This is a genomic window from Marivirga harenae, from assembly GCF_030534335.1.
GTDB lineage: Bacteria > Bacteroidota > Bacteroidia > Cytophagales > Cyclobacteriaceae > Marivirga > Marivirga harenae.
Genome location: NZ_CP130565.1, coordinates 1,077,317 through 1,089,360, shown reverse-complemented (window position 1 = coordinate 1,089,360; position 12,044 = coordinate 1,077,317). Strand labels below are relative to the sequence as shown.

The 12,044-nt window shown below is 36.8% G+C and carries 12 protein-coding genes; all 12 read left to right on the top strand.

The features are described from left to right. Positions 1-32 precede the first annotated feature (32 nt). The 12 genes from Q3Y49_RS04635 (at position 33) to Q3Y49_RS04580 (ending at position 11,910) form a co-directional block, all read left to right on the top strand. Entirely contained in the window at positions 33-1,307 is a 1,275-nt protein-coding gene (locus Q3Y49_RS04635; protein WP_303271074.1) for a Glu/Leu/Phe/Val family dehydrogenase, read from the top strand. A 983-nt stretch (positions 1,308-2,290) separates the two neighbouring features. Next, positions 2,291-2,758: an ATP-dependent zinc protease family protein gene (locus Q3Y49_RS04630; RefSeq protein ID WP_303271073.1), complete on the top strand. Its 468-nt coding sequence runs from the start codon at positions 2,291-2,293 to the stop codon at positions 2,756-2,758. Continuing rightward, positions 2,755-3,687 (top strand): hydroxymethylbilane synthase, encoded by a 933-nt coding sequence (hemC, locus tag Q3Y49_RS04625; RefSeq protein ID WP_303271072.1) that lies wholly within the window; start codon positions 2,755-2,757, stop codon positions 3,685-3,687. The genes Q3Y49_RS04630 and hemC overlap by 4 nt, the downstream gene beginning before the upstream one ends. A gap of 8 nt (positions 3,688-3,695) precedes the next feature. Further along, complete coding sequence (locus Q3Y49_RS04620) at positions 3,696-4,571, top strand: peptidylprolyl isomerase (protein WP_303271071.1); 876 nt, start codon at positions 3,696-3,698, stop codon at positions 4,569-4,571. Further along, on the top strand, positions 4,568-5,464 hold the full coding sequence (locus tag Q3Y49_RS04615; RefSeq protein WP_303271070.1) for an SDR family oxidoreductase: 897 nt from the start codon (positions 4,568-4,570) through the stop codon (positions 5,462-5,464). The genes Q3Y49_RS04620 and Q3Y49_RS04615 overlap by 4 nt, the downstream gene beginning before the upstream one ends. A 45-nt stretch (positions 5,465-5,509) precedes the next feature. After that, positions 5,510-6,142, top strand: a complete 633-nt coding sequence (locus tag Q3Y49_RS04610) for a hypothetical protein (RefSeq protein ID WP_303271069.1) — start codon at positions 5,510-5,512, stop codon at positions 6,140-6,142. An 84-nt stretch (positions 6,143-6,226) separates the two neighbouring features. Further along, the gene (locus tag Q3Y49_RS04605; protein ID WP_303271068.1) at positions 6,227-6,796 is read left to right on the top strand and encodes a TetR/AcrR family transcriptional regulator; all 570 of its coding nucleotides are present in this window, start codon (positions 6,227-6,229) and stop codon (positions 6,794-6,796) included. A gap of 3 nt (positions 6,797-6,799) precedes the next feature. Beyond that, positions 6,800-7,918: a hypothetical protein gene (locus Q3Y49_RS04600; protein WP_303271067.1), complete on the top strand. Its 1,119-nt coding sequence runs from the start codon at positions 6,800-6,802 to the stop codon at positions 7,916-7,918. Positions 7,919-7,929: 11 nt separating this feature from the next. Next, the gene (locus Q3Y49_RS04595) at positions 7,930-8,637 is read left to right on the top strand and encodes an ABC transporter ATP-binding protein (protein WP_303271066.1); all 708 of its coding nucleotides are present in this window, start codon (positions 7,930-7,932) and stop codon (positions 8,635-8,637) included. A 95-nt stretch (positions 8,638-8,732) separates the two neighbouring features. Further along, positions 8,733-9,896: an ABC transporter permease gene (locus tag Q3Y49_RS04590; RefSeq protein WP_303271065.1), complete on the top strand. Its 1,164-nt coding sequence runs from the start codon at positions 8,733-8,735 to the stop codon at positions 9,894-9,896. Continuing rightward, the gene (locus tag Q3Y49_RS04585) at positions 9,893-11,167 is read left to right on the top strand and encodes an ABC transporter permease (protein ID WP_303271064.1); all 1,275 of its coding nucleotides are present in this window, start codon (positions 9,893-9,895) and stop codon (positions 11,165-11,167) included. Before Q3Y49_RS04590 ends, Q3Y49_RS04585 begins: the two co-directional genes overlap by 4 nt. Beyond that, the gene (locus Q3Y49_RS04580) at positions 11,164-11,910 is read left to right on the top strand and encodes an outer membrane lipoprotein-sorting protein (protein ID WP_303271063.1); all 747 of its coding nucleotides are present in this window, start codon (positions 11,164-11,166) and stop codon (positions 11,908-11,910) included. Before Q3Y49_RS04585 ends, Q3Y49_RS04580 begins: the two co-directional genes overlap by 4 nt. The last annotated feature ends 134 nt before the right edge of the window (positions 11,911-12,044 follow it).

Genomic DNA, 12,044 nt, shown 5'->3' with positions numbered 1-12,044 from the left:
CCGGAAAGTTTTTAAAAAAAACAAATACTACTATGGGTTATATCGAACCGGCTCCAATTAAAGACTTAGAAAATCCTTTCGAGTCCATGATGTCGCGATTTCATATCGCTGCTCAACATTTAGGTTTAGACGATGAAATTTACAATGTATTGAAATCACCTGCTCGACAGGTAATTGTCAATCTCCCCATCACCATGGATGATGGATCTATTCAAGTTTTTGAGGGTTATCGCGTTATTCACTCCACTATTTTAGGCCCATCAAAAGGTGGTGTTCGCTATGATATGGGCGTTAATATTGATGAGGTAAAGGCTTTGGCTGCGTGGATGACCTGGAAATGTGCGGTAGTGGATATTCCTTATGGAGGTGCAAAGGGAGGGATTAAATGTAATCCTAGGGCGATGTCTGCTGGAGAAATTGAAAGATTAACACGTTCTTACACTGAGTCTATGGTAGATGTGTTCGGAGAGGATAGAGATATTCCAGCTCCGGATATGGGTACAGGTCCGCGAGAAATGGCATGGATGATGGATGCATATTCTAGATCAAAGGGTATGACTGTCAATGCTGTTGTAACTGGGAAGCCGTTGGTTTTAGGAGGTTCTTTGGGTAGGACTGAAGCTACGGGTCGTGGCGTAATGGTTTCAGCCTTAGCAGCTATGGAGAAACTGAAAATTAATCCATATAAAGCAACTATGGCAGTCCAAGGATTTGGAAATGTAGGTTCCTTTGCCGCTTTATTGTTGGAAGAACGAGGAGCAACAATTACTGCTATTTCTGATATTTCAGGGGCTTACTATAACGAAAAAGGTATTGATATCAAGAAAGCTATTGATTACAGAAATAGTAATAATGGAACCTTAGAGGGATTTGATGGAGCAGAGAAAATCGATGGAAAAGAAATATTGACTTTAAATGTGGATGTTTTAATTCCGGCTGCTATGGAAGATGTAATTACCCATGAAAATGCCAGTAGAATTCAAGCTAAATTGATAGTGGAAGGTGCTAATGGTCCGACCTCAGCAAGAGCCGATAATATTATTAACGAAAAAGGAATTATGGTAGCCCCAGATATTTTGGCAAATGCTGGTGGTGTTACAGTATCATATTTTGAGTGGGTACAAAACAGATTAGGATATAAATGGACTCGCGAGCGTGTGAACAGACGTTCTGATAGGATTATGAAAGACGCTTTTGAAGCTGTTTACAAGACCTCTCAAGATTATAATGTTCCAATGAGAATTGCGGCTTACATTGTAGCTATCGATAAAGTAGCACAAACTTATAAATATCGTGGGGGATATTAATTTATAATTCTAACCCATCTAATCATATTCAAAAGCGCAGTTTCCTGCGCTTTTTTTATGAATTGTAAATTTTCTATTTGCTTCGTTCTGTGCGTCATCACTTTGAAGAAAGGGATCTCTACAAATTGAAGCTTTGTAACAATAATCTTTTTTCCTTGCGAGCAGTAAATTTGCTTTTTGCAAAAAAAGCCAATGGGTCCCTTCCTTCGGAGTATTGACGTCCTCATCTAATTTGGCAGTTAAAAATCATAGAGTAATGGTTTCTGCATGAATTTTCTACATATTTATCAATTACCAATGAAATGAATTCATTAGTAATTATATTTGATTGTTTTTTAGCCGAAAGCATGGCTTTTCAAAAAGGAGTAGGAGAGATTTTATTTTTCTCATTGATATTGTTTGTTGCTATATATTTGGGTTTTTATTAGCTGCTCCAAAGTGGATAATTGATTCTTTCTTAGTAGCACTACCCGTACTTTATCTGGTGATTTTACAATTTTTCGTAGTCCTGAATATATTGTAAAGGAAATGCTTTGGACCAGCCGATGGTGAAGTATTAGTTGTTGATAACACCGATGAGTAAGAATATTTTAATAGGAAAAAGTAGTTGTCCATTTTTATGTCACCAGTGAATGTTCGTGTGAATCCTAGCCATGTTTCTGGGGTAGTATAATTCTGCAAATACCATCTAGGAAAACTTGGCGGCATGGCTAGAATAGAAAACGAAAGAAGCACCATAATTGTGGAAAATGAAAATGCTGTGGAAGTGCTTTTTTGACAGATTGCTGGTCTAATGACCTGAAGAATAAAGTGTTATTTAATAAAGTTGATCTGATTGAACTTGGAGGAGAATTTTCTTTCATCAGATTTAGTTCTCTTGTTGAGATATACTAACTATTAGCGTGTGGGAAAAGTGAGTATTGGAAATAAAACTAAAGGCGGTACTACTGTTATTAAAGAGTTGAAATTATAATTTATTTTTTTTGAAGAAACAAAGACTGATAGGCAGAATTGATAAACTAGATTTACCCGAATTGAGCTTAGATAAAGTCCAGGCAAAAATTGATACGGGTGCTTACACCTCGGCTATCCATTGTTCAAAAATTCATATTGAAAAAGCTAAAGATGGGACTGAATTTTTGGTCTATACTATTAGTGGCAAGAGGCTCGGGCAAGGTATGAAAGCCAAAAAGTTTAAAACTTCTGAATTTAAATTAAAAAAAATCAAAAGCTCCAATGGACAAGTCCAGGAGCGTTATGTAATCAAGACCAAAATCAAGATTTTCAATAAAGTTTACAATACGGAATTTTCCCTATCTGATCGAAGTCACATGAAAAACCCTATTTTATTGGGTAGAAAATTATTGAGTGGTAGATTTGTAGTAGATGTAGCGGAAGAATACCTTTCTTATCAGTATCATCAAAAACAATCGGAACTAAGGACAAAATGAATATTAGAATCGGTACCCGGGGAAGTAAATTGGCTTTATGGCAGGCAGAATATGTTAAAGATAGGATTGAAAAAGCCGGACATACAGCTACCATAGAAATAATCCAAACGAAAGGAGACAAGATATTAGATGTAGCCATATCTAAAATAGGAAGCAAAGGCGTTTTTACAGAGGAAATTGAGGCGCAATTGGCAGAAGGAAACATCGATATTGCGGTGCACAGTGCTAAGGATATGCAATCTGAATTGCCAGAGGGATTTGAATTGATTGCCTTTACTGAAAGGGAAAAAGTGAATGATGTTTTGGTTTCACATAAAGATTCCATTGATATCAGTGATAAAGAAAGCCCTATCATTATTGGAACTTCCTCTACTAGAAGGATTGCCACTTTAAAGCATTTTTATCCGCATATTAAGACTGTGGATATTCGAGGAAATCTACAAACTCGAATCAGAAAAATGGAGGAAGGCTTATGTGACGCCATTTTACTGGCCTATGCGGGTGTTCATAGAATGGAATATGATGAAAAAATTAAGCTAGAACTTTCTACAAAGGAATTTGTACCAGCAGTAGGTCAAGGTTCAGTAGCTATCGAAGTACATAATAGCATCACATCAGAGAAAATAGATATGATGCGATTTGCACTCAATCATAGAAATACGGAAGTTTGCTTAAAAGCAGAGAGGGCCTATTTGCGTTATTTGCAAGGTGGGTGTAGTATTCCTGTTTTTGGATTAGCTAAACTCAATACCAATTCTATTGAAATGGAGGCAGGAATAATTAGTTTGGACGGTCAGGAAAGAATTTCTATGAAGTTAACGGATGAAACTTCTAGAGCAGAGGAATTAGGAACTCTATTAGCACGACAGGTATTAAAGAAAGGCGGAGATAGAATATTAAAACAAATTAGGGAACAACTTTCAGAATAATAGTAAATATGAAAAATAAGAACAGTTTAATTTTAGCATTTTCAATTTTAATGTTTTTGGCTTCTTGTCAAACTTCAAAAGACTCAGTGGTAGTTTTCCATACACAATATGGTGATATGAAAGCCATTTTGTATGATGAGACCCCAAAGCATAAAGCTAATTTTATAGAGTTGGTAGAATCTGGAAAGTATGATAGTACCATTTTTCATAGAGTCATCGAAAACTTTATGGTTCAGGGTGGTGATGTCAATCAAAAAGAAGGGCTAGAGGAGGAAGATAAAATCAAATATACTATTGATGCCGAGATTGTTCCTGACTTTTGGCATGTAAAAGGTGCTTTGGCGGCTGCACGTCAAGGCGACCAAGTGAATCCTGAAAAAAAATCTAGCGGCTCACAATTTTACATTGTTCATGGACAAACTTTTGAAGAAAGTGACTTAACGCAAATGGCAGATGGTAGGGTGTTTCAGGAAATGCAATTAAAGCTGCGTGAGTGCTTAGCCATGAAAAAATATGCTCATATTAGAAATGAAGTAATGGAAATGCAGAAAGCTCAAGATATGGAAGGTCTACAAAATTTCATGGAGACTACTGCTGATTCTTTGGTAGAAAAGGAATTTGGTGAGATTGAAGCTTACACATTTTCTGATGCGCAAATTGAGGACTACAAAACCATAGGAGGCGCTCCACATTTGGATGGAGAATATAGTGTATTTGGTAGGGTAGTAGAGGGCTTAGCTGTAATAGACTCCATTGCTGCAGTAAGAACGGGGGGAGCCGATAAACCAGTGAAAGATATTATTATGACCGCGGAAATAGAAAAGTTGTCAAAGAAGAAGATAACTGAGCAATATGGCTACGAATATCCTGAAGAAGAAAAATGAAAATTTTAATAACAGGTTCTAATGGATTATTAGGGCAGAAACTGGTTCAACTAATTACGCAAGAAAGTAATCATCAGCTTATTGCCACAGCAAAGGGAAAGAATAGACTTCCCTTTGAAGAAGGTTACATCTTCGAAAATCTTGATATCACAAATAAAACTCAAGTTGACAGCATAGTTGAAAAGTATCAACCTGAGGTTATCATTAACACTGCTGCTCTGACTAATGTTGACCAATGCGAAACCGAAAAAGAAGACTGTTGGAGATTAAATGTGACTGCAGTAGAACACCTTATTGAAACTGCTGCCAGGTATAATGCTTTTTTGTTACAACTTTCAACTGATTTTATTTTTGATGGGGCAGATGGCCCTTATCTCGAAGAGGCAACGGCTAATCCTATAAGCTACTACGGAGAAAGTAAGTTAGCGGCCGAGAAGCTGATAGTCGAAAGTAATATCAACTGGGCTATAGCTAGAACTGTATTGGTTTATGGAATTGCCCATGATATGAGTAGATCTAATATTATCCTATGGGTTAAAAAATCTTTGGAAGAGGGAAAAGAAATCCAAGTGGTGGATGATCAATGGAGAACTCCAACTTTGGCAGAAGATTTGGCAAAAGGTTGTTTGCTGATTGCAGAGAAAAAAGCAAAAGGGATATTTAATATTTCTGGAGATGATTTATTAACCCCTTATGAAATGGCAGTGAAAACAGCTGAATTTTTTAAATTGTCTCAGTCAAGTATGACCAAAACAGATAGCACCAAATTCAAGCAAACAGCTAAAAGACCTCCAAAAACAGGCTTTATTTTAGATAAAGCGAAAAAAGAGTTAGGCTACAGGCCGCATACTTTTGAAGAAGGAATAAAGATATTGGCAGAGCAGCTAAAATAAAAGCCCTAGCTATCACCAAATTATTTTTTGATCGCGCATAAAAACATGGAGAAAATTGGTACACACATATGGTATACCAGCTATGGTTCCAACATTTCTGAAGACAGATTCATGTGCTACATTCGAGGAGGTAAACCGGAAGGTGCTACAAGAACTTATGTCGGATGTAATGATAAAAATGCACCGATTGATCAAAAGCCAATTAATGTCCCTCACGAATTGTATTTTGCAAAAGAAGCACAGGTCTGGAATGGAGGAGGAGTCTGCTTCATTAATCCGGAACGAGAGGAGCAGGCAAATACACTCGGCAATATGTATTTAATCACTCAAGAGCAATTCTTAGAAGTCGTGCAGCAAGAAAATAATATTGCAGATCCAATCAAAATTGATTTTAATAAGACCTACAAAAACGAATCATCAATTGCACGAGAAAATAGCTGGTACGGCAACATACTGTATCTCGGCCAAGAAAATAACGCCCCTATTTTTACTTTTACAAATCAGCATTACCTAAAAAATGAGATCAATTTCCCTAATGAGCAGTACCTGAAAACCATCATGAAAGGATTGATTAAATCCCATAAACTGAAGTACTCAGAATTAGAGGCATATTTTCTCAATAAAACACCCACAAATCCCTCGATCATCAATAACGCAATCCGAAGTTTGCAAAAATAAAGTTGAATTACTGAACTATTTATGTTACTAATTCGTATGATAATACTATATTAGTAACATTAATTAAAATTAGTAACACTCTAAATGACTAAAAGTCAAAAGGCGATATTAGAAAGTGCCAAAGCTTTATTTTGGAAGTATGGTTTAAAGAAAGTAACCGTGGAGGAAATTTGCGAGCAGGCAGACGTAAGCAAAATGACCTTTTACAGGCGCTTTGTAAACAAAGAACATGCAGCGGAAGAGATTTTAGAAAGCATTTTAGAGGATAATTTACGGAGATATTCAGCCGTAATGAGCCAGAAGAAATCATTCCCAGAGAAGATCAGCGAGATTTTAAAGCTTAAACATCAAGAATCTAAAAATATAAGTAGGGAATTCATCGATGAAATCTTGACTGAAGATGGCTCGGCTTTAAGTGAGCTCATTCAGAAGCATACCTTAAAATCTTATAAAGTAATGATAGCTGATTTTGAAAAAGCTAAAAATGAAGGATGGGTCAGAAAAGATTTAAAAGCTGAATTTATTATGGATATGTTGGGCGTGATTCGAACTAAAATGCAAGATGAACATTTCCTGAAAATGTTTAAGAGCATCGATGAAGCTATAATGGAATTAAGCAATTTCTTTTTCTATGGGATTTTTGTCAAAAGATGACACATGAGGTGCACACTTATCATATTGCTAATGTTCGGCCCTTTTCTATTGAAAAGCCAGATTTCCTGGGATGGACAAGTATCTGCTTTTGGTAATATCAGCCCGAGTAATCAGTATTATTTATTCACGGGTGGGCGCTATATTCCCGAAGTCAATTACACTCATTCTTTAGATTCAGGACGAAGCTTTGATATTTTAGCTTCTGCTAATATCAGTGGCTCCATTCTTTCTGATCCTTTTCAAGATAATCAAACTGATGGAAGTTTAGCACCATACCGACTCTGGGCTCGCTATGCAGGGCAAAATTATCAAATGAGAGTTGGCTTGCAAAAGCTAGATTTCGGGGTGGCGACTTTGCTCCGACCATTACAATGGTTCAATCAAATTGACCCTCGCGATCCTTTGGCTTTAACAAATGGAGTATATGGGATTATGGGAAATTACTATTTTCAAAATAATGCTAATATATGGCTTTGGGGTCTATATGGGAATAATAAAAGAAGAGGTTTTGATGTAGTTGCTACAAATGATAAGGTCCCTGAATTTGGAGGACGTGTCCAATTCCCACTTCTCACAGGAGAAATCGGCTTCACTTATCATCATAGAAAAGCGGATGCTAGTGAAGTTTTTAATGATAATACCTATGATAATATAGACGAAAATAGATGGGCGATAGATGTTAAATTAGATTGGGTAGTCGGACTTTGGCTAGAATCTACTTATATTCATAAAGCTGAAAATATTGGTGGTTTGACTAATCAAAATCTAATAAATCTCGGAGCTGATTATACATTAGGCTTAGGTAATGGACTCACAGTCATTACTGAGCATCTATTAATTGGGAATAGTGATAGTGGCTTTTCTGATAACTATGCTAATATCACGGCTACCAGTTTAAGTTATCCTTTAGGTTTTTTTGATAGCTTCAGTGGCTTGGTTTACTACAGCTGGGAAACGGAAAGCACTACCTTCTTTCTAAATTATCAGCATCAATTTAAAAGAATTATCGGCTATCTTATGGGATATTATAATCCTTCTGAATTTCAAGGGATTCAGCAAAACGAATTAGTCAATAACTTTTCTGGACCGGGAATTCGTATAATGCTGGTCTTTAATCACTAAATTAACTGCTTATGGAACCTATCATCAAAATTGAGAATGTCACCAAGAAATTTCCAGAAGGAGAAGGGGAATTTGTTGCACTTAAAAACATTAATCTTGAATTTCAGAAAGGGGAGTTTACGGGGGTAGTAGGACCAAGCGGTTCGGGAAAAACCACATTACTGAATATCATTGGATCTTTAGATCAGCCAAGTAGTGGAAATGCCTGGGTGATGGATAAAAACGTTGCAGAATTAAGTCATAAAGAATCTGCTCAATTGAGAAATCTGCATTTAGGTTTTATTTTTCAGGTATACAATTTATTGCCTGTCTATACGGTATTTGAGAATGTAGAATTTGCTTTACTCTTGCAAAACAAAACCAAGGAGGAAAGAAGGAAAGCAGTGATGCAAGCATTGGAATGGGTGGGTCTGGAAAATATACCTAATAAAAAGCCCTCAAAACTTTCAGGTGGAGAAGGCCAAAGGGTAGCCATTGCCAGAGCCATGGTAAAGGAACCTAAAATTGTTTTGGCAGATGAACCTACGGCCAATTTGGATGCAACTAATGCGCATGCGATCATTCAGACCATGAAGAAGCTCAATGAGGAGTTGGGGACTACTTTTTTGTTTTCCACGCATGATGAAAAGGTAATGCAGTACTTGAATCGGATCATTCACTTGAAAGGTGGTGAGGTTGAAAAAGATGAAATGATAACCGCTCAAAATTCAAAGTCATGAAATGAGCATAAATCTAGGTTTCCTAATTTACCAACAGAGGGATGAATAGATTTATGGGAATTCCATGTGACAATTTAAAAACAAACACTATACACATGAAACTTGCATTTCAATTAGCATATAAAAATTTAGTCGGTGCGGGTTTGCGCAGCTGGTTAAATGTTGGAATTCTGGCTTTCACTTTTATTGTTATTATATTTTTTAATGCTTATCTGGATGGCTGGAATTTACAAGCACAGAGAGAAAGTATAAAATGGGAATATGGCCATGGTCAGTTGCGGCATCAAGATTACGATCCCCTTGACCCCTTTTCCATAAACGAAGCACATGGAAAATTAAATGCTTCCCAAAGTGAAAATTTAACAACTGTTTTGATCCAACAGGCATCACTTTATCCTGAAGGAAGAATGGTTTCTGTTTTGATGAAAGGTATAGATTCAGATCAGAAAATATTGGAATTGCCAACTGAAGCATTCGCCAAGTCCGATGCCAATATTCCAGCTTTGATCGGTAAAAGAATGGCCTCATCAAATAAACTGGAAGTTGGAGATCAACTGATATTAAGGTGGCGAGATAAAAATGGGACCTTCGATGCCGCAGAAATTACAATTGCTGATATTTTTGAAACCGATGTCACTTCTGTTGACGCGGGTCAGATTTGGGTTCCAATTGAGAGGCTGTGGAACATGACCGGATTAAGGGGAGAGGCTACCTACTTTATAGCGAGTGAAAACTATTCTCATTCGCCCCTGGACAAGTGGTATTTTAAATCACAAGCAGAATTATTAAAGCAGTTACAGGAAATCATTGAAATGAAAAGTGCTAGTAGTTCTATCCTGTATTTTCTGCTCTTAGGAATAGCCTTGCTCGCTATTTTTGATACTCAAGTGCTATCGATTTTTAGAAGGCAAAAAGAAATAGGAACCTATATTGCATTGGGGATGACACGCTGGCAAGTCGTTCAATTATTTACAGTGGAAGGAAGTATGTATAGCATTTTGGCTAGCATAGTAGGTACAATAATTGGCGTTCCGATATTTTGGTATTTTTCAACCTTTGGGATAGGGATGCCTGAATATGTTACACAGCAAGATATGGGGGTTACGATCGCGCAGCGCATATACCCAGCCTTCACTATCGGGCTTATCATGGGTACTATCGCACTAGTGGTATTATCCGCAACCATTGTTAGTTTCATTCCATCGAGGAATATAGCAAAAATGGACCCTGTAGATGCACTTAAAGGTAAAGTCCAATGATACAGTTTATTTTAAAAGGAATAATAAGAGATAAGAACAGAAGCCTTTTACCCATAATCATTGTGGCATTAGGGGTTACTTTAACGGTATTTTTAAGCGGTTATTTAGCAGGCGTTTTTCAAGATGTTATTCAGCAAAATGCTCGATTTGAAACTGGCCATGTCAAAATAATGAGCAAAGCCTATGCTCAAAATAAGGATCAGCTGCCGATAGACCTAGCTCTTTTGGAAACAGACAAACTAAAGGATGAATTACAGGCTGAATATCCTGATATGCAATGGGTTCAAAGAATAAAGTTTGGAGGCCTGCTAGACGTTCCTGATGATGAGGGCAATAGTAGAAGTCAAGGCCCTGCTGCGGTGATGGCTGTTTCTCTTCTTTCAGAAAATACTCAGGAATTAGACCGACTAAATATCAGAAACTCCATTATAAAAGGTAATCTCCCTAAGGAGAATGGTGAGGTGCTGATTTCCAATGATTTTGCAGATAGATTAGAAATAGAGATTGGAGACGAAATCACCTATGTTGGCGCTACTATGTATGGTAGCATGGCATTTCAGAATTACACCATTTCCGGCACCGTGAAATTCGGGAACATTGGTTTTGATAGAGGTGCCGTTATCATGGATATATCAGATGCGCAGCAAATCCTAAATATGGAAAATGGAGCTACTGAAATATTAGGCTTTTTCAATAATGAGCAGTATCAAAGTGAAAGTGCGGAAGACATCGTCAAAAAGTTTAATGCTCAATATGAAAACACCGGGGATGAATTTGCTCCTGAAATGCAAAGCCTTGAAGATCAAAATGGATTAGGTGAAATACTAGCATATAGTAATTATATGTCGCAAATCATTGTAACAGTACTAATATTAGCAATGTCTGTAGTGCTATGGAATACAGGTTTATTAGGGGGACTCAGAAGATATAAGGAATATGGAATACGCCTCGCATTAGGAGAATCTAAAGGTAGTATCTACAGAAAATCGATAATTGAAGCCATTTTGATAGGAGCAATCGGAAGCATCATTGGAACCCTTTTTGGTCTGCTTGCTACTTATTATATGCAGGAAGTCGGTCTTGACATCAGTGATCTATTAAATCAGTCCAGTATGATCATGCCGTCTACCATACGGGCTAAAATTATTCCAAGTCAACTATATATTGGCTTTATTCCTGGTCTGGTAGCTATGGTTTTAGGCAATATGCTATCTGGAATGGGAATTTACAAAAGAGAAACCGCTCACTTATTTAAAGAATTGGAAGTATGAAAACCTTGCTAAAAATATCACTGATTGGATTATTAATTTTGATTAGCTTCTTTACCCAAGCTCAGATTACGGCAGATCAAGTATTGGATAAGGTTAAAGACAATATGAACGCTAACTCCACTATTACTGAATCTAAAATGGTCATTAGAGGAAAGCGGAATACCAGAGAAATTGTATCTAAAGGATATGCGGAAGGAAATGAGAAATCATTTACTGAGTACCTCTCTCCTGAAAGAGAAAAAGGCACAAAAATGCTAAAATTAGAGGATAAATTATGGATTTATAATCCCTCCACTGACAGGACTATTCAGTTATCAGGACACATGTTAAGGCAATCTGTGATGGGTTCCGATTTATCGTATGAAGATATGATGGAAGACAGAGAATTGAAGGAAATATATGAGGCGACAATTGTTGGCGAAGAAAAAATTGGTGATCGTAATTGTTATGTACTTGAACTAAATGCGATTGTAGAAGATGTTAGCTATCAAACAAGAAAAACCTGGGTAGATACTGAACGATTTGTTCCGCTCAAGGAAGACCTCTTTGCCAAAAGTGGGCAATTATTAAAAAGAGTTAAGCTAGAGGATGTAAAAGAAATCGATGGGCGTTGGTACCCAACAAAAATCAATTATAAAGACATGTTGATGAGTGGAGAAGGTACTGATTTTATCGTATTAGATATTCAATTTAATCCTGAAATTCCAGATTACATTTTTAATAAGGCTTCTTTGAAGAGGTGATTATAAATTAGCTTGATTTTTCAGAATGCCTTAGGTCCTGTACTATTTTATCAATTGATTTCGGCTTTCCTCTTGCCTACACTATATATTCAGAGATGGAAGTATTAAATTACTAAACTTAGGTAAAAGGTTTA